This is a genomic window from Mycolicibacterium tusciae, from assembly GCF_002086795.1.
Lineage (GTDB): Bacteria > Actinomycetota > Actinomycetes > Mycobacteriales > Mycobacteriaceae > Mycobacterium > Mycobacterium tusciae.
The window spans coordinates 47,519-73,578 of record NZ_MVIM01000002.1; the positions used below are offsets into that span (position 1 = coordinate 47,519).

22 protein-coding genes are annotated in these 26,060 nt (G+C 66.4%); 7 read left to right on the top strand and 15 right to left on the bottom strand.

Annotated features, from left to right (window positions below):
• Positions 1 to 3: 3 nt before the first annotated feature.
• Genes BST47_RS03350 through cysD form a run of 3 tightly spaced genes read right to left on the bottom strand, consistent with a single transcriptional unit; the run spans position 4 to position 3,502 of the window.
• Positions 4 to 735 carry a 3'(2'),5'-bisphosphate nucleotidase CysQ gene (locus BST47_RS03350; RefSeq protein WP_083123810.1) on the bottom strand — a complete coding sequence of 244 codons (732 nt, stop codon included), beginning with the start codon at positions 733 to 735 and terminating at the stop codon, positions 4 to 6.
• Positions 732 to 2,576: a sulfate adenylyltransferase subunit CysN gene (gene cysN / locus BST47_RS03355; protein ID WP_083123811.1), complete on the bottom strand. Its 1,845-nt coding sequence runs from the start codon at positions 2,574 to 2,576 to the stop codon at positions 732 to 734. The genes BST47_RS03350 and cysN overlap by 4 nt, the downstream gene beginning before the upstream one ends.
• A complete protein-coding gene (gene cysD / locus BST47_RS03360; protein WP_083123812.1) occupies positions 2,576 to 3,502 on the bottom strand; it encodes a sulfate adenylyltransferase subunit CysD in 927 nt (308 codons plus the stop codon). The genes cysN and cysD overlap by 1 nt, the downstream gene beginning before the upstream one ends.
• A 166-nt stretch (positions 3,503 to 3,668) precedes the next feature.
• Between cysD and BST47_RS03365 the strand changes: the two genes are divergently transcribed.
• Positions 3,669 to 4,094: a PaaI family thioesterase gene (locus BST47_RS03365; RefSeq protein WP_083123813.1), complete on the top strand. Its 426-nt coding sequence runs from the start codon at positions 3,669 to 3,671 to the stop codon at positions 4,092 to 4,094.
• Between the two features lie 74 nt (positions 4,095 to 4,168).
• Here the strand turns inward: BST47_RS03365 and BST47_RS03370 are convergent, their stop codons facing one another.
• The 6 genes from BST47_RS03370 to BST47_RS03395 all read right to left on the bottom strand — a co-directional run bounded on the left by BST47_RS03370 (position 4,169) and on the right by BST47_RS03395 (position 12,216).
• Positions 4,169 to 4,660, bottom strand: a complete 492-nt coding sequence (locus BST47_RS03370; protein WP_083123814.1) for a beta-class carbonic anhydrase — start codon at positions 4,658 to 4,660, stop codon at positions 4,169 to 4,171.
• Between the two features lie 114 nt (positions 4,661 to 4,774).
• On the bottom strand, positions 4,775 to 6,688 hold the full coding sequence (locus tag BST47_RS03375; RefSeq protein WP_083123815.1) for an ArnT family glycosyltransferase: 1,914 nt from the start codon (positions 6,686 to 6,688) through the stop codon (positions 4,775 to 4,777).
• 42 nt (positions 6,689 to 6,730) lie between these two features.
• Positions 6,731 to 7,990, bottom strand: coding sequence for a bifunctional glycosyltransferase family 2/GtrA family protein (locus tag BST47_RS03380; RefSeq protein WP_107528860.1), 1,260 nt, complete (start codon positions 7,988 to 7,990; stop codon positions 6,731 to 6,733).
• Positions 7,991 to 8,046: 56 nt separating this feature from the next.
• Positions 8,047 to 9,927, bottom strand: a complete 1,881-nt coding sequence (locus BST47_RS03385; protein ID WP_083123817.1) for a glycosyltransferase family 39 protein — start codon at positions 9,925 to 9,927, stop codon at positions 8,047 to 8,049.
• A 35-nt stretch (positions 9,928 to 9,962) separates the two neighbouring features.
• Positions 9,963 to 11,534 (bottom strand): sensor histidine kinase, encoded by a 1,572-nt coding sequence (locus tag BST47_RS03390; protein ID WP_083123818.1) that lies wholly within the window; start codon positions 11,532 to 11,534, stop codon positions 9,963 to 9,965.
• Positions 11,512 to 12,216 carry a response regulator transcription factor gene (locus tag BST47_RS03395; RefSeq protein WP_083124249.1) on the bottom strand — a complete coding sequence of 235 codons (705 nt, stop codon included), beginning with the start codon at positions 12,214 to 12,216 and terminating at the stop codon, positions 11,512 to 11,514. Before BST47_RS03395 ends, BST47_RS03390 begins: the two co-directional genes overlap by 23 nt.
• A 186-nt stretch (positions 12,217 to 12,402) precedes the next feature.
• Here BST47_RS03395 and BST47_RS03400 point away from each other — a divergent pair, with 186 nt between their 5' ends.
• A complete protein-coding gene (locus tag BST47_RS03400; protein WP_133056198.1) occupies positions 12,403 to 12,651 on the top strand; it encodes a hypothetical protein in 249 nt (82 codons plus the stop codon).
• A 4-nt stretch (positions 12,652 to 12,655) separates the two neighbouring features.
• Here the strand turns inward: BST47_RS03400 and BST47_RS03405 are convergent, their stop codons facing one another.
• Together BST47_RS03405 and BST47_RS03410 are read right to left on the bottom strand one after the other, a co-directional pair.
• Complete coding sequence (locus BST47_RS03405) at positions 12,656 to 12,886, bottom strand: hypothetical protein (protein ID WP_083124250.1); 231 nt, start codon at positions 12,884 to 12,886, stop codon at positions 12,656 to 12,658.
• Positions 12,887 to 13,008: 122 nt separating this feature from the next.
• Entirely contained in the window at positions 13,009 to 13,275 is a 267-nt protein-coding gene (locus BST47_RS03410; protein WP_083123820.1) for a hypothetical protein, read from the bottom strand.
• A gap of 185 nt (positions 13,276 to 13,460) precedes the next feature.
• On the opposite strand from BST47_RS03410, the gene BST47_RS03415 reads away from it, so the two are divergent.
• From BST47_RS03415 to BST47_RS03430, 4 genes are read left to right on the top strand one after another with little or no spacing between them, the layout of a single operon-like run.
• Positions 13,461 to 14,438 (top strand): oligopeptide ABC transporter permease OppB, encoded by a 978-nt coding sequence (locus BST47_RS03415; protein ID WP_083123821.1) that lies wholly within the window; start codon positions 13,461 to 13,463, stop codon positions 14,436 to 14,438.
• Positions 14,435 to 15,322 (top strand): oligopeptide ABC transporter permease OppC, encoded by an 888-nt coding sequence (locus BST47_RS03420; RefSeq protein ID WP_083123822.1) that lies wholly within the window; start codon positions 14,435 to 14,437, stop codon positions 15,320 to 15,322. The genes BST47_RS03415 and BST47_RS03420 overlap by 4 nt, the downstream gene beginning before the upstream one ends.
• The gene (locus tag BST47_RS03425) at positions 15,319 to 17,157 is read left to right on the top strand and encodes an oligopeptide ABC transporter ATP-binding protein OppD (protein ID WP_083123823.1); all 1,839 of its coding nucleotides are present in this window, start codon (positions 15,319 to 15,321) and stop codon (positions 17,155 to 17,157) included. Before BST47_RS03420 ends, BST47_RS03425 begins: the two co-directional genes overlap by 4 nt.
• 11 nt (positions 17,158 to 17,168) lie before the next feature.
• Positions 17,169 to 18,848, top strand: a complete 1,680-nt coding sequence (locus tag BST47_RS03430) for an oligopeptide ABC transporter substrate-binding protein OppA (RefSeq protein WP_083123824.1) — start codon at positions 17,169 to 17,171, stop codon at positions 18,846 to 18,848.
• Here the strand turns inward: BST47_RS03430 and BST47_RS03435 are convergent.
• Complete coding sequence (locus BST47_RS03435) at positions 18,838 to 20,100, bottom strand: alpha/beta fold hydrolase (RefSeq protein WP_083123825.1); 1,263 nt, start codon at positions 20,098 to 20,100, stop codon at positions 18,838 to 18,840. The two genes, BST47_RS03430 and BST47_RS03435, sit on opposite strands and share 11 nt — an antisense overlap.
• 81 nt (positions 20,101 to 20,181) lie before the next feature.
• Between BST47_RS03435 and BST47_RS03440 the strand changes: the two genes are divergently transcribed.
• A complete protein-coding gene (locus BST47_RS03440) occupies positions 20,182 to 20,595 on the top strand; it encodes a DUF1622 domain-containing protein (RefSeq protein WP_083123826.1) in 414 nt (137 codons plus the stop codon).
• Between the two features lie 3 nt (positions 20,596 to 20,598).
• On the opposite strand, the gene BST47_RS03445 is transcribed toward BST47_RS03440, so the two are convergent.
• The 3 genes from BST47_RS03445 to BST47_RS03455 are packed head-to-tail and all read right to left on the bottom strand — an operon-like array spanning position 20,599 to position 25,974.
• Positions 20,599 to 22,134, bottom strand: a complete 1,536-nt coding sequence (locus tag BST47_RS03445; RefSeq protein WP_083123827.1) for a GMC family oxidoreductase — start codon at positions 22,132 to 22,134, stop codon at positions 20,599 to 20,601.
• Between the two features lie 49 nt (positions 22,135 to 22,183).
• A complete protein-coding gene (locus BST47_RS03450; protein ID WP_083123828.1) occupies positions 22,184 to 24,829 on the bottom strand; it encodes an AAA family ATPase in 2,646 nt (881 codons plus the stop codon).
• Positions 24,826 to 25,974 carry a metallophosphoesterase family protein gene (locus BST47_RS03455; protein ID WP_083123829.1) on the bottom strand — a complete coding sequence of 383 codons (1,149 nt, stop codon included), beginning with the start codon at positions 25,972 to 25,974 and terminating at the stop codon, positions 24,826 to 24,828. Before BST47_RS03455 ends, BST47_RS03450 begins: the two co-directional genes overlap by 4 nt.
• Between the last annotated feature and the right edge of the window lie 86 nt (positions 25,975 to 26,060).

Here is a 26,060-nt window from a genome sequence, read left to right on the forward strand (position 1 = left end):
CAGTCAATCACGTGTGACCGCGAGCACCGCCGCTGCGAGCTCGGGTCGGCACACCACCACGTCGGGTAATCGTGGGTCGCGCCTGTTGTAGGTGAGGGGTGAGCCGTCGATGCGTGAGGTGTGCAGGCCCGCTGCGCGGGCCACCGCGACCGGGGCCGCCGAATCCCATTCGTACTGTCCGCCGGCATGGACGTACACGTCGGACAGACCTTGCACCACCGAGGCCACCTTGGCGCCCGCCGAGCCCATTTCGACCAGGACGCCGCCCAGCGCGTCACGCACGGCCAGCGCCACCGCGGGCGGCCGGGTGCGCGAGACCACCACTCGCGGTTGCCCTGGAGCAGCCGGTGGTGCGCTGACATTCGGGGTGGCGAGCGTGATGCCCTGCGCCGGAAGGGCAACCGCACCTGCGACCAGTTCACCCGCCTGCCACAGAGCGACGTGCACCGCCCAGTCGTCACGCCCCGACTCCGAGAACTCGCGGGTGCCGTCGAGCGGATCGACAATCCACACGCGGTCGGCGGACAGGCGAACCGGGTCGTCGGCACCCTCTTCCGACAACACCGCGTCGTTCGGCCGCTCGGCGGCCAGCGCTGCCATCAGGAAGTCGTGGGACCGCTTGTCCCCCGCCGCCTTTCGCTCGTCCTGAGTGGCCTCGGCCAGCTCGTCGCGAACCTCGAGCAGCAGGTTGCCCGCCTCCGTCGCCAGGCGCGCGGCGACGTCGTGATCACTCACTGCTTGCTCTCCAGCAGTTCGACCACCCTGTCGGCCAGCTCATCGGGCGTGAGTTCCGGGGTGAGCCGCAGGTCGGGATTCTTGGGCCGTTGATACGGGCTGTCGATCCCGGTGAAGTGGGTGATCTCACCCGAGCGCGCCTTTGCGTACAGCCCCTTTGGATCACGGCGCTCGCAGTCTTCCAGCGGGGTGTCGCAGAAGACCTCGAAGAAGTCGAGACCGGCCTCATTGGTGAGCCGCCGCGCCAGCGCCCGATGCTCTTCGAGCGGGCTGATGGCGGGCACGAGCACAACCTGCCCGGAGTCGGCGAGGATGGCCGCGATATGGGCCAGCCGACGCTGATTCTCCGCACGGTCCGCCATCGAGAACCCGAGGTCGGCGTTGAGTCCGTGGCGCAGATTATCGCCGTCGAGAACATAAGCCGGGCAGCCCTTTTCGAGCAACTTCTGCTCGACGAGCATCGCGACCGAGGACTTTCCGGAGCCGGACAGCCCGGTGAACCACACGGTCCTGCCCTTGGACAGCCGGTCTTCTGCTTTGCACAGCGACTCGTGACGCACAGTGTTCGGGCTCGACGCGCGGGTCGTGATTTGCGGCAGGATCATGCCGGCCGCGACGGTGCCGTTGGTGTTCGGGTCGATCAGGATGAACGAACCGGTGGCAGCATTGCGGCTGTACTCGTCGAGCAGCAGCGGCACCTGGGTGCGCAACGAAATGCGGCCGAGCTCATTGAGTTTGAGCGCCGTGGCCGACTTGTCCCGATGCAGTGTGTTGACGTCGAGGCGGTAGTCCAGGGCCGTTACCTTGGCCCGCGTGGTGCGGGTCGTGTGCTTCACGATGTAGTCGCGGCCGGGTTCCAGCGAAGCCTCGTCGGCCATCCAACACACCGTGGCGTCGAATTCCTTTGCCACTCTCGGCTGATTGTTCGGCCGGGCGATCAGGTCGCCGCGCGAGATGTCGATGTCGTCGGCCAGGCTGATCGAAACGGCCATCGGGGGGAACGCCTCCTGGACCGGTCCCCCTGGCCCTTCGATCTTGGTGATACGACTCGTCTTACCGGTGGGCAGCACGACGACCTCGTCGCCCGGACGCATGACGCCACTGGCCACCGTGCCCGCATAGCTGCGGTGGTCGGCGTGCTCGTGGGTCTGCGGCCGAATCACATACTGCACCGGAAAACGCACATCGACCAGATTGCGATCGCCGGCGATGTACACCTCTTCGAGGTGCGACAGCAGGGCGGGCCCGTCGTACCACGGGGTGACATCGGACTTGGTGACGACATTGTCGCCGTTGAGCGCCGACAACGGAATGGTCGTCACATCGTGGATGTCGAGGCGCGCCGCGAACTCGTGGAAGTCTTCGCGAATCTTGTTGAAACGCTCCTCATCCCAGTCGACAAGGTCCATCTTGTTGACCGCCAGCACGATGTGCCGGATGCCGAGCAGTGAGGCCAGGAAGGCGTGCCGACGCGACTGCTCGAGCAGGCCGTGCCGGGCGTCGACGAGCACGATCGCCAGCTGGGCCGTCGAGGTTCCGGTCACCATGTTCCGCGTGTACTGGATGTGGCCCGGCGTGTCGGCGATGATGAACTTGCGTTTGGACGTGGCGAAGTAGCGGTACGCAACGTCGATCGTGATGCCTTGCTCGCGCTCGGCGCGCAGGCCGTCGGTCACCAAAGCCAGGTCGGTGTAGTCATGTCCGCGTTCTTTGGAGGTGCGCTCGACGGCGGCGAGCTGATCCTCCATGACGGCCTTGGAGTCGTAGAGCAACCGGCCGATGAGGGTCGACTTCCCGTCGTCGACGGAACCGGCGGTCGCGATGCGCAGTAACGTCGCCATCAGAAGTAGCCCTCTCGTTTGCGGTCTTCCATGCCTGCTTCGGAGATGCGGTCGTCGGCGCGGGTGGCGCCGCGTTCGGTCAATCGTGAGACGGCGGTTTCGGCGATCACCTCGGACACCGTTCCCGCGAGGGATTCCACGCAGCCGGTGCAGGTGACGTCGCCGACCGTGCGGAAGCGCACGGTTTTCTCGACGATCTCCTCATCCTTGCGCGGCTGCAGGTACTTGTGGACGGCCAGCAGCATGCCGTCCCGTTCGAAGACCTGCCGCTTGTGCGCGTAATAGATGGACGGCAGCTTGATCTTCTCGGCGCCGATGTAGGACCAGATGTCGAACTCGGTCCAGTTGGACAGCGGGAACACGCGGATGTGCTCACCCTTGTGATGGCGACCGTTGTACAGGTTCCACAACTCGGGCCGCTGCGCCTTGGGGTCCCACTGGCCGAACTCGTCGCGGAAGGAGAACACCCGCTCCTTGGCGCGGGCCTTCTCCTCATCGCGGCGCGCACCGCCGAACGCGGCGTCGAACTTGTTCTCGCGGATGGCGCGCAGCAGCGTGAAGGTCTGCATCGGGTTGCGCGACGGGATGGTCTCCACGACGCGGCCCGCGTCGATGTCGTCCTGCACCTTGGCCACTACCAGTCGCACACCTGAGTCGGCGACGAGTTCGTCGCGAGCCTGCAACACCTCATCGAAGTTGTGCCCGGTGTCGACGTGCATCACGGGGAACGGCAGCCGGCCGGGCCGGAAGGCCTTCAGCGCCAGATGCAGCATGACGATGGAGTCCTTGCCGCCGGAGAACAGCAGCACCGGCTTCTCGAACTCCGCGGCCACCTCCCGGATGATGTGGATGGCTTCGGCCTCGAGCGAGCGCAGGTGGCTCAGCTCGTATCGGGGAGCGTCGAGTTGCTCGGCGGTCTCGGTCATGATTTCCTCGTAAAGTTGGTAGAAATGACCAGCTTTATCTGCATAACCCGATATGAAACCAGGGTTGGCCTGCCATGTCAACGATCGGTGTTGGCGAATCGGCTCATGCCGACGCGACTCGGCCGACTACCCCCCAGGTAATTGATCCGGTGCAGATACTGGATGCATGTCACTTACAGCTGGCGCGCAGACCGGCGCCGACGTCATGGCCCAATTCATCCCCGCGTCCCCGTTCGTCGCCAAACTCGGCATCGTCGCCGAGGTCCTCGACGGCGACGAGGTGCGATTACGACTTCCGTGGGACGAATCCAACGTCACGCTCGGCGACATGGTCCACGGCGGCGCCGTCGCCGCCCTGGCCGACGTCGCGGTGATGGCTGCCGCGTGGGCGGGTGCGGAGGTACCCGAGTCGCTGCGGGGGGTGACCACGTCGATGTCCGTACAGTTCCTCGCGCCGGCCCGGGCGACCGACCTGATCGCGATCGGCCGGGTGCTGCGGCGGGGCAAGACGTTGGTCAATTGCGACGTCGACGTCGTGACGCCGGACGGTGAAGCGGTCGCGAAGGCGATCGCGACCTACAAGGTCGGGTAGGCGACAGCGAGCGCACGCTTGTTGTACGCGAAACGCGAGGAGACCCGTCAACAACCGTGCACTCGGCGAAAGGTCTACAACGTCACCTCGTTCAGGCGGCCCGTAGCCACATCGAAGACGAAGCCGCGCAGGGACTCGTGTTTGGTGACGAACGGACTGGCCTCGATGCGGCGCAGCGACTGCCGCACATCCTCGTCGACATCGACGAACGCCTCCGCCGCCCACTCGGGCTTGATGCCGGTGTCGTCCTGGATCTGCTGTTTGAAACCGTCGTCGGTGAATGTCAGCATGCCGCAGTCGGTGTGGTGGATCAGGATGATCTCTCTGGTGCCGAGGAGGCGTTGGCTGATGGCCAACGATCGGATCTCGTCGTCGGTGATCACGCCGCCGGCGTTGCGGATGACATGCGCCTCGCCGTCGCCGAGGCCGAGGACCCGGTAGACGTCGAGCCGAGCGTCCATGCACGCCACCACGGCGACGTGCTTGCTCGGCGGCAGCGGCAGCGGGCCGGTGAAGGAACTCGCGTATGCCTCGTTGTTCTTCAGATATTCGTCGGTCACGGACATCGTTGCACTGTATCCCCGCTCGCAGGGGTAGGAGCCGAAGAGAATCACCCCGATCGAATTGACGACGGCCGCCCTGCCGGGGGTACGCAGGGCGGCCGTCTGTTCGAGGGGGCACTAGGGCGACGGCGTCGCGCTGCTGAACCGCGCGTCCAAGTCGTATACCGTCGTGCCTCCGATATCAATCGGTGTGAAGTTCTGTTTCACCCAGGTCGCGATGTCGTTCGCAGCACCAGATTCCCGCCGGGCTGGGCCCTCGTGACCGCCGGAGATGAAGTACCGCACGTCGTGGTCGGCGACGTAGTCCTGAAACTGTTCGAGCGTCGGTGAGTTGTCCGAGCCGGTGAATCCGCCGATCGCCATGATCGACGTCCCGGTCTTCAACTCGAGGCTGCTCGCCGTCATCGAGCCGATAGTCGCTGCTGCCCAACGATTGCCCGCACCCTTGACCAGGTTCTCGAGCACTGGGTTGTCAACGCCACCACGGCCCGGACCGCCAGGCCCGTCATCTCCCGGCGGCCCCATCTGTGTGAACTGGCTAGGACCCGCCATGGCCATCGGGCCACTGCTGTGTGCGTTCGTCACCGTCTGAATGGAGAACGCGGCCGGTCCGAGCAGACCGAAAAGCATGGCACCGGCGATCAAAACAGGCGTCATCCGGCCGAGTCGGTGTGCCCCGAACAGCAGGATCGAGGCGATGATGATCGAGCCGACCACCACGATCCAGCGCAGGGCCGGCAACCACTCTGGCGTCCGGTCCAACAGAATGAAGGCCCACCCGCCGGTACCCGCCAACATGATTGCCAGCACGAGGCGCGGAATGAGAAACTCTTTGCCGCGCCATAGTTCTCGTACGGCGATGCCGACGAGCGCCGCGATCGCCGGCGCCAGCGCGACGGTGTAGTAGGGGTGAATGATGCCGTCCATGAAGCTGAACACCGCGGCGGTGACGATCAGCCAGCCGCCCCACAGCAGCAGCGAGGCGCGCACACCCGCGGTACGAGCGGTGCGGCGGGTGAACCAGAGCCCGGCGAGCAGGCCGACCAGTGCCGCGGGCAGCAGCCACGACGCCTGGGTGCCCATCGAATGACCGAACAGTCGGCCGATGCCGGGTTCTCCGCCGAAGAACAGGTGGTGCATACCTGCGGGCGGTCCATTGGGCGCTCCACTGGGCGGCCCGTCTGCACCACCGCCCAGGACACGGTCGAGTCCGTTGTAGCCCAACGTCAACTGCAGCAGGCTGTTGTCTGACGAGCCGCCGATGTAGGGCCGTGAGTCGGCCGGCCACAGCTCGACGAGCACGAGGTACCAGCCGGCCGAGACCAGCATCGCGATGCCGGCAATGAGCAGCTTTCCGATGCGTTTCCACATGCCGACGGGGGCCGCGACGAGAAACGCCAGCGCCAGGCCCGGCACCACCAGGAACGCCTGCAGCAACTTGGTCAGGAATGCGAAGCCAATGACGCATCCGGTCAACACCATCCAGCGATTACTCGCTGCCTCGATGGCCCGCACCATGCAGTAGCCGGCAACCACCAGCAGCAGCACCAGCAGCGCATCGGGATTGTTGAACCGGAACATCAGGGCCGCGACTGGCGTCAGCGCGAGCACTGTGCCCGCGATCAGGCCCGCCGCTGGTCCACTGCAACGTCGGACGCCCGCATACAGCACGGCGACGGCTCCGACACCCATCAACGCCTGTGGCAGCAGCATCGAGAAGGCGCTGAACCCGAAGATCCTGCCGGACAACGCCATCAGCCACAGTGACGCGGGCGGCTTGTCGACCGTGATCGCATTGCCCGCGTCCAGCGAGCCGAACAGCCAGGCCTTCCAGTCCTGGGTTCCGGCCTGCGCGGCGGCGGCGTAATAATCGTTGGCCCAGCCCGAGGACCCCAGGCCCCACAGGTAGAGCACTGCCGTCGCCGCTAGAAGGGTGAACAGCGCGGGACGCACCCAGCGCGGTTGCGCGACATCCCGAGGGTCATTGTCGGCCGGCGTGGTGTGCGGCTGCACGTCAGCGGTGATGGTCATTCGATGGATTCCTTTGTCATTTGAGAAGTCCTGGTGGAATATTCAGTTGGTCCGGCGGGGGTGAAACACCCAGCCGCGAAGCAGGACGAAGCGCGCCGCGGTGGCTACGAGGTTGGCTATCACCAGCACGACGAGCTCGACCAGATGATGCGGGTCGGTGACGAACGTGTGCAGAACGGCAAGCGACCCGCTTGTGATCGCCAGCGCGATCGCGAACACGATGAGACCTTCGACGTGCTGACGTGCCACGTTCGTCCTGCCGCCGATGCCGAACGTGAAGCGACGGTTCGCCGCGGTGTTTCCGATGGCGGTCAGCAGCAGAGCGATCAGGTTGGCCGTCTGCGCGCCGAGCGACCCCTGCATCAGCATGAACAGCACTGCGTACGCCGCCGACGACACCGCCCCGATCGTGCCGAATCGCACGACCTGCCGGAACAGCGAGCCCGGCGCGGCCGAGCGCTGTGACGAACCCAGCTGTGCCGCAATCTTATTCACCGGTATCGAACCGTTGGTGAAGTTGCGCAGCAGACGGCCGATGCCCTTGAGATCGGCAGCCGCGGTCGCGACGATGTCCACCCGACTGTCGGGATCGTCGACCCAGTCCACCGGGACCTCGTGGATTCGCAGACCACTGCGTTCGGCCAGCACCAGAAGTTCGGTGTCGAAGAACCATCCGGTGTCGGCCACGTGCGGCAACAGGCGTTGTGCAACGTCGGCCCGAATCGCCTTGAACCCGCACTGCGCGTCGGAAAAGCGCGCCGCGAGCGCCGATTTCAGGATCAGGTTGTAGCAGCGGGAGATGACCTCGCGCTTGGCGCCTCGCACCACCCGCGAGCCGCGACCCAGTCGGGTGCCGATCGCCAGGTCGGAATGTCCCGAGACCAGTGGCGCCACCAGCGGTGCGAGTGCGGCGAGGTCGGTGGACAGATCCACGTCCATGTAGACGAGCACCGGTGCGTCCGACGTCGACCACGCGGCGTGCAAGGCACGGCCACGACCCTTCTCCGGCAGCCGCACTACCCGGACGTCGCTCAGTTCGGTGGCCAGTTGCGCGGCGATTCGTGCGGTGTCGTCGGTGCTCGCGTTGTCGGCGATGGTGATGCGCGCCGAAAACGGAAAGTGCTCCCGGAGGTGACGGTGCAGACGATGCACCGAGTCGGCTAGAGCGACCTGCTCGTTGTACACCGGCACCACTACGTCGAGCACGGGCACACCCGCCTCGCGCGCTATCTCGGTGGCGTTCGGCCGGGATTCGAATCGGGTCCGAGCAGAGGTGCCACGTTCAAGGGCGGTATCGGTCATGGAACCCATCGTCGAGGTGCAGATTGTGCTGGCCGTTGGGCCAAGCTGTATGCCAGCTATGTATTCGGCGGAGGCGCGCTGAGGTCGTAGATGACCGCACGGTCGACGACGAGCGGGGTGTAGTGCGTCTCCACCCACTGCGCGATGTCGGCGGCCGCGCGGCTGCCGCCGCTCGACGATCCCAACCTGCCGGTCAGCATCATCATGCGATCGCGGATGAAGTAGTGGATCTCACCCGTGGCGACGAGCTGCTGAAATTTCTCGAGAGTCGGTGCAGGGTCGGTGCCGTTGAAACCTCCGATCGCCATCACCGGCGCTCCGCTGGCCAGTTGGTAGCCCGCGGCGTTGTTGGATCCGACGACCACCGCGGCCCAGGTGTAGTCGTCCGCGCCGCGGGAGAGGGTGGCCACCAGCCCGGTCGCCGGCTTCGGCGAATCCAGCAGGCCGCCCGCCCCGCCAAAGCCGGGGCCGGGTACCCGTTGGGACGGCCCCACACTCGGTATCGCACCGCTGTGCGCCGTCGCCGCCGTCGCGATCGAGAAACCCGCGGGCGCGGCGAGACACGACACGACCACCAGCGCCGCCACCGATCGCGCCACCACCGGTGTCAATCGACCGGATACGAGCAGCAGCACCGCGGCCCCAACTCCCCCGACCGAGACACTCACCCGCAGCCACGGCATCCACTCCGAATGACGGGTCAGCAACACCGCCGCGAGGATGGTGGTGACAAGCACCGTCCCGGACAGGGCGGTCGCAGCTCGAATGTCGAATCTGTTCTGCCACAGCAGTGTTGCGCCGATTCCGATGCAGGCACCGGCCGCGGGCGGGAGCGCGACCGTGTAGTAGGCGTGGATGATGCCGTTGGAGAAGCTGAAAACCAATGCGGATACGACCAGCCAGCCGCCCCACAGGATGAGCGCGGCCCGTGCGGGGTCGGTGCGCGGCGCGCGACGAGTGAGAATCAGGCCGGCCACCAGGCAGATCAGCGCGGCCGGCAGCAGCCACGCGATGTCCAGACCCATTCCGTCGCCGAACAGTCGGCCCCACCCGACGTCGTGATTGAGGTTGCCGAGGCCGCCGGTCTCCTTACCGGTCAAGCGACCAAAACCGTTGTAGCCCAGAGTCAGTTCGATGATGCTGTTGTGCTGTGAACCCCCGATGTAGGGGCGCGACGACTCGGGCCAGAGTTCGACGAGCGCGAGGTACCACCCTGCCGACACCAAGACGGCCGAACCCGCGATGAACAGGTCGACGATGCGGCGCGACAGAGTGCGATGCCCGACAAACGCGTACGCGGTCGCGAACGCGGGCAATACCAGGAACGCCTGCAGCATTTTGGCCAGGAAGCCGAATCCCACCGCGACGCCCGCCGCCACCAACCACCAAGGGCTGGAATCCTTCTCACATGCGCGCTGCACACAGTAGGCAGCTGCGACCAACAGGAGCACCAGCAACGCATCGGGGTTGTTGAACCGAAAGATCAAGGCCGCGACGGGCATCGCCGCCAACACCGCGCCCGCCAGCAGTCCTGCGCCCGGTCCCGCGACGCGGCGAACGGTGGCGTAGAGCAACCAGACGGCCGCGACCCCTTCGAGTGCCTGCGGTACGAGCACACTCCACGAGTTCAGCCCGAACAGGCGAACCGAGACGTCCATGACCCACAACGCCGCAGGAGTCTTGTCCACGGTGATCGCGTTGGCAGGGTCGCTCGACCCGAACAGCATCGCCGTCCAGTTGTGCGCGCCGGCCTGCGCCGCCGCGGCGTAGAAAGCGTTCGCCCACCCGCTGTCGCCCAGTCTCCACAGGTAGAGCACCGCCGTCGACGTCAGCAGAATAGGTAGTCCCAGCCTCGAGACCAGGCCAGAGAGCCTGTCGCCGGGGCGATTCGGGGCTACGAGCGCACCCTCGCGCGGAAGAACCAGGGTCGTCGTCACTGAGACGATCCTGTCCGGCCCGGCTAGGGCCCGAATCAGTCCGCGCTGTGGCTTAACTGTGAATGGCCGGGCAAGGTCACGGTGAAGACCGTCGCGCCGGGCCCGCTGCGCACATCGATGGCGCCGCGATGCGCCTTGACCACGGCCGCGACGATCGCCAGCCCCAGGCCGGTGCTTCCGCCGCGCCGCGACCGCGAGGTGTCGCCGCGGGCGAATCGCTCGAAGATCTCGGGCTGCAGCCACTCGGGTATGCCCGGTCCGTCGTCGCCCACGGTCAGGACGACGTCGCCGGCCTCGGATCGGGTCAGCGACGTCGTGACCGACGTGCCCGGCGGAGTGTGGGTGCGCGCGTTGGCGAGCAGATTGGCCAGGACTTGATGCAGTCGCGCTTCGTCACCGGTGACGACGACCGGTTCGTCGGGCAGATCCAGCGACCACTCATGGCCGGGACCGGCAATGTGAGCATCGCTGACGGTGTCGACGATCAGCCGCGAAAGATCCACCGACTCCTGCTGCAGCGGTCGCCCGGTGTCCAGGCGGGCAAGCAAGAGCATGTCCTCGACGAGCCGCGTCATGCGCTCGGTCTCGGACTCGACCCGGCTCATCGCGTGCGCCACGTCATCGGGTACGTCACCGCGCTTGCGTTGCGCCAGTTCGGTATACCCGCGGATCGCCGCGAGCGGCGTGCGCAGTTCGTGACTCGCGTCGGCGACGAACTGACGCACCCGGGTCTCGCTGGCATGCCGAGCGGACAGCGCGCCCGCAATGCGGTCGAGCATCCGGTTCAGCGACGAGCCGAGCTGCCCGATCTCGGTGTGCGCCGCCGCCGGGTCGACCTTGACGATCGGGGTGGGCAGGCGGACCTCTCCGCGGTCGAGTTCCAGGTCGGCGACCTGGCGGGCGGCGGCGGAAACCGTTGACAGCGGGGCGAGTTGGCGGCGAATGATGAGAAATCCCACCGTCGTCCCGCCGAACAGCGCAACGACGCCCACCACACTGAAGATGATCCCCACGATGAGCAGGGTGTCATCCACTTCCGACGTCGGCAGGCCGGTGACGATCGTCTGGCCGGGCGGGTGCGCGCGCATCGCGATCACGCGGTAACGGCCGAGGCCGTCCAGTTCGACAGTATGCGGCGCCTCGTGAGGTTCGATGTGCGCCAGTTGTTCTGCCGCGGCGGGGCTGATCCGGTCGCGGGTGCCGTCGGCAGTGATGACGCCGGCGTCCAACGGAGTGCCGCGCGAGATCACCGCGCCGACCGTGCGCGCGGCCTGCCCCGGTGCGTTGAGGAAGGACGGTCCCGGTCCCATGTCGTCACGGATCACAATCCGTCGCGGAAAGCCGGGAGGCGGCGGAAACCCCGGCGGCGGCGGGGGCGGACCGAACTCGAACAGGCCCGCGGAGCGCCTGGCGGTCTCAGCCAGCCGATCATCGAGCTGGTTGGTCAGAAAGTGTTGCAGCGCAATCATTGTGCCGACACCAATCCCGGCACACACCAACGCCAACAGCAGGATCTGGGAGACGAGCAGCCGCGTGCGAAGCGACCAGGTGCGCGGTGAAAGCAGCCGGCTCCTGTTCGGTGGCTCAGCGTGCGGGTTTGAGGACATAACCGGCACCGCGCAGCGTATGGATCATCGGTTCGCGCCCGCTGTCGATTTTCTTGCGCAGATACGAGACATACAGCTCGACGATGTTCGACCTTCCGCCGAAGTCATAGCTCCAGACACGGTCCAAGATCTGCGCCTTGCTCAGTACGCGTTTGGAGTTGCGCATCATGAACCGCAACAGCTCGAACTCGGTGGCGGTCAATGTGATCAGTTCACCCGCGCGAGTCACCTCGTGACTGTCCTCATCCAGCACCAGATCACCGACGACGACCTTCGCACCACCCGCCTCGCTTGTGACCCCCGTGCGCCGCAGCAGCGCGCGCAGTCGCAGCACCACCTCTTCGAGACTGAACGGCTTCGTCACGTAGTCATCGCCGCCCGCGGTCAGCCCGGCGATGCGATCCTCGACCGAATCCTTCGCCGTCAGCAGCAGCAATGGCAGCCCCGGAATCTGCTCGCGCAGCTGATGCAGGACATCAAGCCCGCTCATGTCCGGGAGCATGACGTCGAGCACGACCACGTCGGGCGGGGTCTGGCGGGCCAGCGCAATGGCGGTTGCACCGTCGCCAGCCGTCGCGATCTCCCAGCCCTCATACCTCAGCGCCATCGACACCAACTCGGCGAGAACCGGTTCGTCGTCGACGACCAGAACATGGATGGGCCTACCGTCGGCCCGGCGCATGACGACGCGCGCGGGCTCCTGGTCGTTGACCGCCGAACCGCTGGAACTCGCCACGCATCCATTATCGGCCGCAGTCGTGGGCTACCCCTGTGCATTGTCTATGTGCCCGCTGTGAATGCTCCGTTGCACACCGACCACTGATCAGGTGCACAGCCGATGCACATGTGGGTCATGCAGCGTGTACGTATGACGATCGATCAATCCACCGAGCCCGGCTGGGGTGCGTCGCCGCTTACCCCGCAATGCTGGGGCGTGCGAGAGACACTCGTCGCTGTGGGCGTGGCAGCGGCGCATACCGATCGAACGGTCGCCGTTTCCGATCAGGTGTCGATCCAGGGCACCCGCACCGGCCAGGTGACGACCGCCACATCAGTGGACATACAGATAGGTCCCGGCGGTCCTGCCGGACCACCGGGACCTGCTCCGCACAACTAGTGGCTTACGCCGTCGGTGCCGGCTCGGCCGTGACCTCGGGGACCGCCACCGATGTCTCGGGTTCGGGCGGCGCCGTCGTGGACGTCGTCGTCTCCCCGAGCGTGATTTCCGGACTCGGAACTTCGACCTCGTCCTGCGCGGAACTCACACCGGCCGCCACGCCCATGGCCCCCATGGCCAGCAACGCACTCGTTCCCAGCGTTGCCGCACCCAGTTTCAGCTGTGTCGATTTCACCTTGACCACTCCATTCGGTCTTCGGGAGCCACCTCGTCGCGGCTCGTCGAACAGTGCGCTGAAGGGTCGTCCTTGACCCTTACGACTGTTTGGGTAACCGCTGTGGAGAGGGGTGAAACGAATTACTTGGCGGCCTCCTCCTCGGACGGCAGCGGTGCGGGGCCCTTCATGACGGGCTTGGCCACCGCGACGGCGGGAGCGTTGGACGGGGTGGTCTGCGTACTTGTCGAGCCGACGGTCATCGACGACGATTTCGCCACGGGGTCCCCCGCGTGCTCCTGAGCGACCATCAGGCCGATCGCAGCCATCGCGACGACCGCGCTGCCGCCGATCATGGCTGCACACAGCCTCAGATCTGCGCGGGATTTGCTCTTGTGCTGATCATCCATTTCACATTGCCCCTCTGGCGTTGCCGGTCGCCCCTTCCTCGCGGCCACCGTCGAATAACTGCAGGTGACCGCCAGTGAACGCGCCGAATCTGGAGACCCGCTGACCGCCACGTGTGAGTTGTCCAAAGGTCGGCCACCCGAATCTCATAACCTGTGCGCATGCAGCGCACATGCGGACCGGACGGATGACGCGCTTTCTCGCGGGTCGGCTGCTCAATTACCTCGTGCTGCTGGCGCTGGCATCGTTCGTGGCCTACCTTCTGGCCGCCTGGCAGTTCGATCCGCTCGAGAACCTCCTGAGTCGCAACCCGCGACCGCCTGAAGCGGTCATCGAAGCGAAGCGGGTCGAGCTGAATCTCGACAGGCCGCTGCTGGTTCAGTTCGGCCTGTGGGCCTCCGGCGTCCTCCACGGAGATTTCGGCACCACCATCGCCGGCCAGCCCGTGACCGACGAGCTGTGGCGCCGTGTCGGTGTCAGTCTTCGACTGCTGGTCCTCGGTTCGGTGATAGGCACCGTCGCCGGCGTGGTCATCGGCGCGTGGGGGGCGATCCGTCAGTACCGCGTGAGCGACCGCGTCATCACCGCGCTGTCATTGTTGGTGATCAGCACTCCGTCGTTCGTGATGGCCACTCTGCTGATCCTGTCGGCGTTGGGCATCAACTCGGCGGTGGGCGTTCAACTATTCGAGTTCACCGGCGAGACATCGCCGGACGCGGTCGGTGGTGCATGGAACCAGTTCGTCGATCGTCTCCAGCATCTCGTGCTGCCGACGCTGACCCTTGCGCTGGGCGGGATGGCCGGCTACAGCCGCTACCAACGCAATGCGATGCTCGACGTGCTCGGCCAGGACTTCATCCGCACCGCGCGGGCAAAGGGATTGACCCGTCGCAGAGCACTTTTCAAGCACGGTCTGCGCACGGCGCTGATCCCGATGGCGACGATGTTCGCCTACAGTTTCGCCGGGTTGTTCACCGGCGCGGTCTTCGTCGAGAAAATCTTCGGATGGCACGGCATGGGTGAATGGTTCATCCAAGGCCTCAACACACAGGACATCAACATCATCTCGGCCATCGTCGTGTTCGCGGGCGTCACGGTCCTGTTGGCCGGGTTGCTGTCGGACATCATCTATGCCGCACTCGATCCGAGGGTGCGCGTATCATGACCGCTGTCGCGTCCTTCGCGTCGAGGCGCACTCTGGTCCTGCGGCGGTTTGTGCGCAACAAGCCCGCCGTCGTGTCGATGGCGATACTCGTCCTTCTGTTCGTCGGCTGCTACGCACTACCGCCGCTACTGCCCTACAGCTACAGCGATCTGGATTACTTCGCGCTGCAGCAGCCGCCGAGCACCGATCACTGGTTCGGCACCAACGCACTCGGCCAGGACCTGCTGGCCCAAACTCTGCGTGGCATGCAGAAATCGATGCTCATCGGTGTCTGTGTCGCGTTCATCTCCACCGTCATCGCGGCCACGGTCGGGACGATCGCCGGCTACTTCGGCGGCTGGCGCGATCGCACCCTGATGTGGATCGTCGACCTCATGCTGGTGATACCCAGCTTCCTGCTCGTCACCATCGTCGTACAGCGCACCAAGGGCGATATCCTCTGGATGATCGTTCTGCTGTCCGTCTTCAGCTGGATGATCAGTTCGCGCATCGTGCGAGGTATGACGATGAGCCTGCGTGAACGCGAATTCATCGTGGCCGCAAGGTATATGGGCGTCAGCAATACACGGATAATCCTGCGTCACATCATTCCGAACGTCGCCTCCATCATCATCATCGACACCGCGCTGAACGTCGGAATAGCGGTCCTCGCCGAGACAGCGCTGAGCTACCTCGGTTTCGGTGTCCAGCCGCCCGACGTGTCGCTGGGAACCCTCATCGCCAGTGGCACCCCGTCGGCGACGACCTTCCCGTGGCTGTTTTTGTTCCCCGCAGGTGCGCTCGTGTTGATCATCTTCTGCGCCAACCTCATCGGCGACGGCCTGCGCGACGCACTCGACCCCGGTAGTAAAGCGCTGCGGCGGCGGAGGAGGGCACGCACGTGAGCCTGCTCGAGGTGAGCGATCTGACGGTTGCCTTCCCCACCGACACCGACGTCGTCAATGCGGTGCGGGGAATGAACTTTCACGTCGACCCCCGAGAGGTCGTCGCGCTCGTCGGCGAATCGGGTGCAGGCAAGTCGGCCAGCGCGATGGCCGTCGTCGGCCTGCTGCCCGAATACGCCGCGGTGTCGGGTTCGGTTCGGTTGCAGGGCAACGAGCTCATCGGGCGATCCGATCAAGAGATGTCGCAGATTCGCGGCAAGACCATCGGCACGGTGTTCCAGGACCCGATGTCGGCGCTCACGCCCGTCTACCCGGTCGGCGATCAGATCGCCGAAGCGATCGAGATCCACCAGCGCGACACCACCAGGCGGGCGGCCCGGGCTCGCGCCGTCGAACTGCTCGATCTGGTCGGCATCGCCCAGCCGGATCAGCGGGCGCGGGCGTTCCCCCATGAACTGTCCGGCGGCGAGAGGCAACGCGTGGTCATCGCCATCGCGATCGCCAACGATCCCGATCTGCTGATCTGTGACGAGCCGACGACTGCACTGGACGTCACGGTGCAGGCGCAGATCCTCGATGTGCTCAAGACCGCGCGCGACGTGACCGGCGCCGGTGTCCTGATCATCACCCACGACCTCGGGGTGGTTGCCGAGTTCGCGGACCGTGCCCTGGTGATGTACGCCGGACGGCCCGTCGAGATCGCTTCGGTCGACGCGCTGTACCAGGACCGCCGAATGCCCTACACCGCAGGGCTTCTCGGATCGGTGCCTCGCTTGGACGCGGCTCGGGGAGCGCGGCTGGTGCCGATACCGGGCGCCCCGCCCGCCATGGCCGCGCTACCGCCCGGCTGCCCGTTCGAGCCGCGCTGCCCGCTCGCCATCGACGACTGCCGCGCCAACGAACCCGAACTGCTCGAGATCGCACCTGACCACCGGGCCGCGTGCATCCGCACCGGCGAGGTGGCCGGACGCAGTGCGGCGCAGATCTACGGCGTGTCCACCGAACCTCCCGACGCCGCCGATGAGGACGCCGACCGCACGGTGGTGCTGCGGGTCCGGGACCTCGTCAAGACGTACAAGCTGACCAAGGGGGTGGTGTTCCGCAGGCAGGTCGGCGAGGTGCGCGCGGTCGACGGCATTAGTTTCGAGCTTGAGCAGGGCCGCACGCTCGGCATCGTCGGCGAGTCCGGTTCGGGCAAGTCGACCACGTTGCATCAGATCCTGGAATTGACTGCGCCGCAGTCGGGTTCGATCGAGGTCCTCGACACCGACGTCGCGACTCTCGACTCGCGGTCCCGCCGTGCCCTGCGCGGCGATCTGCAGGCGGTGTTCCAGGACCCGGTCGCCTCGCTGGACCCACGGCTGCCGGTGTTCGAAGTACTGGCAGAGCCGTTGAGCGCCAACGGTTTCGACAAGAAGACCATCGACGACAGGGTGGCCGAGCTGCTCGGTATCGTCGGCTTGCGGCGGGAGGACGCCGCGCGCTATCCCGCTGAGTTCTCCGGTGGGCAGAAGCAGCGCATCGGTATCGCGCGTGCCCTGGCGCTGCAGCCCAAGATCCTCGCCCTCGACGAGCCAGTCTCGGCGCTCGACGTTTCGATCCAGGCGGGCATCATCAACCTGCTGTTGGACCTGCAGCAGCAGTTCGGGCTGTCCTACCTGTTCGTCTCCCACGACCTTTCCGTGGTCAAGCATCTGGCCCATCGGGTGGCGGTGATGCACAAGGGCGCGATCGTCGAGCAGGGCGACGGTGACCAGGTGTTCAGCAGCCCGCAACACGAGTACACCCGCCGCTTGCTTGCCGCGGTTCCGCAACCGGAGGTGAATCGCCGCTAGAGTCGGTGCGCATGAGCCTCCGACGCATCACTCAGGCCCTGGGCATGGCAACTGTAATCGCTGCCCTGACCCTGACCGCCTGCTCCGACAGCAACCAGGAGGCGCCATCGGCGGGCGGATCCGCAGAAGTCGGCAGCACCAACGACGTCAACCCGCAGGACGTCGCGAACCTGAAGCAGGGCGGCAACCTTCGGCTGGCGCTCAACGACTTCCCGCCGAACTTCAACTCACTTCATATCGACGGCAACACCGGCGACGTCGCCTCGATCGAACGCCCGACGATGCCGCGGGCATTCCGGATCGGCGCCGACGGCTCGGCCTCGGTCAACACCGATTACTTCACCAGCGTGGAGCTGACGAGCACCGACCCTCAGGTCGTCACGTACACCATCAACCCCAAAGCGGTGTGGAGCGACGGGACCCCGATCACCTGGGAGGACCTCCAATCCCAGATCAACGCCACCAGCGGCAAGGACAAAGGTTTCGCGATCGCGGCCACCAACGGCAGCGATCGCGTGGAGAAGGTGGAACGCGGTGTCGACGATCGACAGGCCGTCATCACGTTCTCCAAACCCTGGTCCGACTGGAAGGGCATGTTCGCGGGCAGCACCATGCTGCTGCCGAAGAGTTCGACGGCCACTCCGGAGGCGTTCAACCGAGCGCAGCTCAACGGGCCGGGCCCGTCGGCGGGGCCCTTCCTCATCTCCAATCTCGACCGTGGCGCCAAGCGGATCACGTTGACGCGCAACCCCAAATGGTGGGGTGAGGCTCCGCTGCTGGACAGCATCACGTACCTGATCCTGGACGACGCCGCGCGCATCCCGGCACTGCAGAACAACACGATCGACGCCACCGGCCTCGCCACGCTCGACGAGATGGAGATCGCCAGGCGCACCAACGGCGTCGCCATCCGCCGCGCCCCCGGGCTGGGCTGGTATCACTTCACGTTCAACGGATCCCCGGACCGGATCCTGGCGGATCCAGCACTGCGACGCGCCGTCGCCCGAGGCATCGATCGCAACACCATTGCCGCGGTGGTCCAGCGGGGGCTCGCCGACAACCCGGTGCCGCTGAACAACCACATCTACGTCGCCGGCCAGGAGGGCTACCAGGACAACAGCGGCGTCGTCGCCTTCGACCCCGAAAAGGCGAAGCAGGAACTGGATGCGTTGGGCTGGCGGATGAACGGCCAGTTCCGCGAAAAGGACGGTCAGCAGCTAATCATCCGCGATGTTCTCTTCGACTCGCTCGGAACGAGGCAGTATGCCCAGATCGCGCAGAACAACCTCGCCCAGATCGGCGTCAAGCTCGACCTCGACATCCGGCCCGCGGCGGGCTTCTTCACCGATTACGTCACGGTCGGCAACTTCGACATCGCCCAATTTTCATGGAGCGGTGACGCTTTCCCGCTGTCGAGCCTGACGCAGATCTACCGCACGGGCGCGGAGAGTAACTTCGGCAACATCAGCAGCCCGGCGATCGACGCCAAAATCGAGGAGACGGTGAGCGAACTGGATCCCGCAAAAGCCCGCACGCTCGCCAACGAGTTGGACAAGTTGCTGTTCGAGGAGGTGTTCAGCCTTCCGCTGACGCAGTCGACCGGAAACGTCGCGGTGCGAAGCAATTTGGCGAACTTCGGCGCGTTCGGCCTCGCCGACGCCAACTACGCGACGATCGGCTTCATGAAGTAGCTCTGCGCACGGTTCGGGGAATCGCCCCGGGCACCGCCGATTCGAGGGTTGCCGCCGCCTCGATACCCCAGATCAAAGCGCGCACGCCGAGCCCGGCGGGTTTCGAATCAAGGGCGGCCTCGCGTTCGGGGAGCGTCTGGAACGTGCCGTCGTAGATCTCCTTGACGATGCCCAGCGCCGCCCTTTCGCGCAGGTCGACGATGCTGTGCCCCGCGGTCGCCAGGTTGACCAGGACCGCGTTCGGGATCAGCGACGCGACCCGCTGTGCCACCGTCGGCGGCGTGATCAGGTCACGACCTCCCGAGATCACCACCGTGGGCCAGGTGAAGTTCGGCATCTGGGCGACCAGATCGAAGGGCTCGGCATCGAATTCTGTTGCGCCTGTGTCGGCTTCGCGATATGCCACGGCGGGGTCGAACGGCTTGCCGTCCGGCGTCGCGCCATAGTTCAGCTCGCGGTACGCGATGCGGTTGACGAGGTCGGGCTCGTTTCGGTATGGCGCCTTGCGCTCCAGCACCAGCCGGGTGGCGTGGGCCATGCCCGACCACAGCCAGTGCTTGCCGGTCAGCAGCAGATCGAGTTGGCGCCGCAGCAGCGCGGGTCCGGCCAGGCCGTAGACGGCGATTGCCAGCTGGGTGGCTGCCGGCGTCAACTGGTCGTCGCCGACCAACCGTCGCACCTTGGGCGCCAGGTCTGCGGTCTCGGGGTCCTCGCCGTTCCAGAGCAGGCTGCGGGCCGCCTCGCGGACCGCGTCGATGTCCTGGGCGGACAGCACAGGTGAGTCGAGAATCATGGCGTGCACCCGCTGCGGATGGCGTACGCCGAATCCCGCTGCGAGATAGGTGCCGTAAGACGTGCCGTAAACGACCGCTTTGTCGACGCCCGCATCGTCGAGTACGGCGGCCACGTCGTCGACGACCTGGCCGATCGTCAACGCCTCCGGCGGGAGGTCGGCGCCGCGATCGTCGTGGCGGGACAGGCCGACACCGCGGTGCTCGACCATGATGACGTCCAGGCCCTCAGCGGCCGCGCGACGGCGAAAGCCCCGGTACAGCGCGACCGATGCCGCTCCGGGACCACCCGGGATGACGACCAGCGGATGAGCAGACTTGCGCCCGGCGCGCACGTAGTAGAGGTCGAACTCGTCATCTGCGCCGTCCTGGCCGCTGCGCACCGGCCGCCGGACGGCGCGAACACCGGGGAGCGCCGCAAGTTTGTCGTGCGCGCGCCGGCGTCTGGCGTTCATGGTCATCGCCCTACATTCTGCCCGTTGCGCGCCCAGGTTCTATAGAGTCGCGGGACGAATCGAACACCCCACGGGAGCCGAGGCAGCGTGCGAACACAGGAGTTCTTCGAGCGGGCGACGCAGGCGTTCGAAGTGCTGGGCGTGCTGTCGATGATCATCGGGTTCGCGTTCGCGTTCGGACTTTCGCTGATCACCTGGAGGCGCACCAAAAACGGTGGTCGTGCGTTCAAGACGCTGCGGGAATCCCTGGGTGGAGCAATTCTTCTCGGCCTCGAGCTGCTGGTCGCGGCCGACATCGTCAAAACCGTGACGTCGACGCCCTCGCTCACCGACGCCGCCGTTCTGGGGATGATCGTCCTCATCAGGACGGTGCTGAGCATCACGATCGAGATCGAAATCGACGGTGTCGCACCGTGGCGCAAGGCGCTACGCACCGGCCCCGAGGTGCTGACGAGTGCGGCTCGCAGGGCCATGAGTTCGCAGCCCGACTCACCCGCCTAGTGCTCAGGAGCGGATGAGGTCCGCGGCCTTCTCGCCGATCAGCACGCTGGGCGCATGGGTGTGCCCGCGGATGATCGTCGGCATCACCGATGCGTCCGCGACCCGCAGGCCCTCGACCCCACGGACCCGCAACTGCGGGTCGACGACGCTGGCGTCGTCGCCACCCATGCGGCAGGTGCCGACGGGGTGATACAGCGTGTGCGACAACGAGTTCAGCGCGCGGTCCAACGTTTCCTCGTCGAGGTTCGTGGCGTTCAGCGGTCGGGCGATCTTGCCGATTATGCCGTTCAGCGCCGGTGACTTCGCGATGGTCGCGCACATCCGCAGGCCGGCCATCAGCGCGTCGCGGTCCGCGCCGGCCGGGTCGGTCAGGTACCGCGGATCGATGATCGGCTTGTCTTTGGGATTCGAGGACCGCAAGGTGACGGTGCCGCTGCTGTACGGCTTCAACAAGATCGGGCCCATCACGACCGCATGGCCCGGATACGGGTCGCCGAGGCCTTCCTCGAAGTACGGTGCCGGCGCGAATATCAGCTCCAGATCGGGCAATTCGAGATCGGCGCGGCTCTTCACGAAGCCGTACGCCTCACCGACGTTGGATGTGAGCATGCCGCGCCTGCGGATCAGGTAGTTGAGCAGTTCCAGCGGCTTCTCCGCCGCGAACAGGCTGTCGTCTGGCACGTCGAATCCCAGCGGCACCACCAGGTGATCGAGCAGATTGGCGCCGACGTCCGGTGACTCGGCGACCACGTCGATGCCGTGTTCGGTGAGCTGGTCGCGGTCACCGATCCCGGAGAGCATCAGCAACTGCGGGCTGTTGATCGCGCCTCCGCACAGCACCACCTCGCGTTTTGCCCGCGCCACCTGCTTGCGTCCGTCTTTCTCGAACTCGACCCCGACCGCGCGTTGCCCGTCGAACAGCACCTTGGTGGCGGTGGCTTCGGTCAGCACGGTCAGGTTCGGACGTTTGACCGCAGGCTTCAGGTAGGCGTCCGCGGTGCTCCACCGCGCCCCGCGGCGCTGTGTGACGCGGGTTTCGCAGAAGCCCTGCGGCTCATCTTGATTGGGCTCTTCGATGCGGTAGCCGCATTCCTGGACGGCCTTGAGCCATGCGGCCGTGGACGACCGGGGGCTTCGTTGACGAGCGATCGACAGCGGGCCGCCTTCGATACGGCGCAGATACGGTTCCAGACGGGCGTAGCTCCACTGCTCGCCGGCGGCGGCACCCCACTCGTCGTAGTCGGCGGCGAATCCGCGGACCCACATCATCGCGTTCATCGACGAGGAGCCGCCGAGCATTTTGCCTCGCGGCCAATAGATCTCACGCCCGTCGAGCTCTTTCTGAGGCTCCGTGAGATAGTCCCAGTCCATCGGGGTGCGCATCAGCTTGGCGAATCCCGCAGGGATGTGAACAAATTTGTCTTTGTCCTTCGGCCCGGCCTCGAGTACCACGACCGCAGCGGCCGGATCCGCACTCAGACGATTGGCCACCACCGATCCGGCTGAGCCTGTTCCCACAACGATGTAGTCGGCGTCCACCCGCCGGAGTCTATGAGTACTGCGGCGCCATGGGTGCCACTCGCGCGGATTAGATGGTCAGCGCGATGTGATGGGCGCCGTCGACCGCGGCATAGCGCTGCGGACTGCACGTCAGCACGATCACCTGGCCGTCACCGCCCACCGCGTTGAACACCTCACCCATCTTCGCGAGGCGATCGGCATCGGTGAATCCCAGCGCGTCGTCGATCACCACCGGGACGGTGTCCTCCTTGGCCACCAGCGCGGCGCCGGCCAGCCGCGCGACGATGCCCAGCTGCTCCTTCGCCCCACCGGACAGCGACTCGTAGGGGACGGTGCGCCCCGACAGTGTGCGGCTGCAGACCTTCAGGTCACTGTCGATCTCGACCTCGAAGCTCGTGCCGAAGACCAGTCGGCCAAGCCGTTCCACCTCGGTTCGGAACGGGTCGACGTAGCGCAGCCGGGTGGCGTCGCGATGACGGGTGATCACCGAACGCAGCAGCTCCGCGGCACGGGCCCGGCGTTGCACCCGCAGGTAGTCGGCCTCGGCGTGTTCTCGTTCGGTTTCAGCCGCGTCCAGTTGCCCTTTGCGCCCCTCGGTGCCGTACACCTTCAGCTGCGTCTTCACCTCGCGCAGCGCCTCGACCACCTCGTCGTGGGCGCGGCTCACCATTTCGGCGCGACGGGCGGCATCGGTGAACGCGGCAGCGACAGCGTCGGGTTCGGCGCCGGCGAGCTCCTCGCGAAGCTCGGCGACGAGGCTGCTCGCGCGACGCGCCTCCTCCTCATGTGCCCCTGCCTTGACGGCCAGCTCCGCATCGCTGGCCACCGCGCGCTGTCGCGCGAGTTCCTCACGCGCCAGCATGATCTGGGCCTGTTCGGTGACGAGTTTGTCGCGCACCAGCGCGACGCGGGTCTCGCACTCCCCCAGTTGTTTTGCCGCCGCCTCAGCGACCTTGCGGTGTTTTTCCCCCTCGGCGATGGCGTGCGCCACCGCGACGGTTGCCGCGTCGAGCTCGGCGCGAGCGGTATCGGGGTCGACGCCGAACAGGTCAGCGGTAGCGGGCTGACGTGCGGTCAACTCGGCCAACCTGATGCGCAGCTGATCGACGGATCCGTCGCCGGACAGCGCCTCGATCCGGGTGGCCAGTCGATCCCGGGCCGTCGTCAAGTGTTGCCTGCGCTGATCCAGATCGCGCGCGGCGGCGACATCGGGAACACCGCCGGCGGCCAAGGCTGCAGCTAAAACCTCTTGGGCCGCGGCCAGTTTGGCCTGCATCTCCGATGCCGGTGCGCCCGGCGCCACGCGTGCGGTCAGTACACCAGGAACCTCGATGTCGGTCTGCGCGCTGATGCCCGCCGACAACGTCTGACCCGCGGCAAGGGTGTGCGATTCGCCACCGAGGCACACCTCGATGTCGCCGATCGCGACCAACTCGACATGCGCCGACATCAGCTCGACCTGACCCGTTGCCACGTCAACCGCAGACTTCGCGGTCTCGATGGCCCGCATGCCTTCGGCCGTCAGCGCGATGTCGGCGAGCTCGGCCGCGGTGCGCTCCAGATCGCGTTGCGCCCCTGCGATCTTGGACAGCAGCGAGGCCACCCGGTCGGCTTCGTCGCGCACAACAAGTTGGTCGACGTTTCGGCGGGCCGCCTCGACGCGCACCTGGGCGGTAGCCATCGCCGTCCGCGCCTGCTCGGCCACGACCTCGGCCGCCTGCTGTACCTCCGCGGCGGTGGCCAGCTCCTCCGCCGCGGCTGCGGCTGACGCTTCGAGTTCGACAATGGCGGCGGCCCGCCAATCGATCTGTTCGGCCAGCTTGCGCCGCTCGTTGACCGCCGCGACCGACGTGGCGCGGATGGCGTCCGCGGCGGATGCGACCTGCTCGGCCTGCTTGAGCTGGCCGGCGAGCGCGGCGACAGCCTCGGCTGCGGTCTGGGCGGCTACGAGCTGCTTCTCGGCGTCGACGCGTTCGGCGGTCAGCCGCTCCACCTCCGGGGTGAGCTCGGCATGCCGCCGGACCGCGTCGTCGACCTCGGCCATCGCTGCCGCGCACCGGGCCAGTTCCTGGTCGGCGGCGCGCAGGCGGTTCGTCGCGGCGGCCCACTGTCCGGTGGGACGACCGGTTCGGGTGAAGTAGTCGAGGTACTCGGCCTCGACCCGGTCGATCAGCAACGCGTCGGTGCCGTTACCGGCGGCGGGCTGTGCCTCCGACATACCGATGGCCTCGCCCGCGGCGACGTCGAGCGCACGCGACAGCGCATCGCAGCCGGAAAGGTCCACCGGCGAGGTGGACGCGGACTGCAATACGCGCTGGGCCTGCCACAGACAGGTGTCGACGGTCTCGGTCAGCATCGACCGAACCCGCTCGTGCGCCTCATCGCCGGTGAGCTGCTCGCGACGCGGCGCCAGGACAGTCAACTCCGTCTCGGCCCGCTTGTGAAACCGCTTGCGGTACACGAACCGATAAGGGCCGGTAGAGATTTCGGCGGTGATCTCGGCGCCGACGTCAGCGTGCGTCGGCTTGACCTGCTTGACCTCTTTCTTCGACGAGCGGTCCTTGGACTCCAGGAGCAGGTCCAGCGCCTCGATCATCGAGGACTTGCCGATCTCGTTGGCACCGCTGACAACCACCACGCCGCGGTCGGGGAACTCGATCTCGCGATGCGTGATGCCGCGGTAGTTGGTCAAGACCATGCGGTGCAGTTTCACGCCACTCCCCTGTCCGCCAGGCGCAGCAGCAACGCCAGTGCCGAACGCGCAGCGTCGGCGTCATCGCCGTCGGACCTTGCCGCGGCGACCAACTCATCGACCGCGGCCGCCGCGAATCCGCCGATTCCCAGGTTGTCGAACTCCCCGTCAGCGGGTGTCACTGCGATGTCGGACTGCTTGTCCCACACGGTGAGCGCGGCGAACAGACGCGCGTACTTGTCCAGACACGCATCGAGCGCGGCCTTGTCGGTCACCGTCAGAGAACCCGTCAGCCCGATTCGGACGACGGTACGGTCCTTGTCCGGCATCAGATCCAGGTTCAGGTCCAGGTCGGCGATGTCGCGGCTGTTGTCCACCGAGCGGCGCAGCGTCACGAACCGCCACCGGCCCACCGTGTGGGGCTGGACCTGCACAGGCGCGTCAGGATGGGCTTCGTCGAGGTCGACCACCAGGACGTGACCTGGATCGGTTTCGATGTCGTCGTAGTTGGTCACTTCCGGCGAACCGGAATACCAGATACGCCCGGTGGAACCGACCTGCATACGAGAGTGCTTGTCGCCCAACGCCGCATAGTGCACGGCGCCACGGGCGATGGCTGCCTCCAGTGCCGCCAGCCGAATCAGCGACGGCCGGTCCTTGTCGGGGACGAAGATGTCGACGCCGCCGTGGCCGACGACGATGCGGGCGGTTCCGTCGGCAGGCAGGTCGTCGAGTACGGAGGCCACCGGGTCCGCGCAGGGGGCCTTGGACGTCCACGGCGCCGCGACGAGCTCCACGCCGGGCCGCACCACATGCACACCGGACCGGTCGAGGACCGTCACGTTGTCCGGGCACTCCGCGACGAACAGCGGGCTGGTGTAGACCGACGAGGCATCCAGCGGATCGTGGTTGCCCGGCAGCAGATACACCGGGACACCGATGGCGCGCATGGCTTCCAGCGACTGGCTGACCTCCCTTGGCGCGAGTTGGTTGTGCTCGAACACGTCGCCCGCCACGACCACGAACTCGGCTCCGGCACCGGCCGCCAGTTCCTTCAGAGCGGCCACCGCATCGCGGCGCGCGGCCGAATAGCGGGGCTGCGCCTCACCGTTGAGGAAGTAGCGGGTCATACCGAGCTGCCAGTCGGCGGTGTGGATGAATCGCATCTCGGCCCATTCCTTCCACTCGGTGTTTGCCAGGCATCGCGAGTGTAGGTCCGGCCGCCGACATGTCCGGTGAGGCGCGGCGGGCC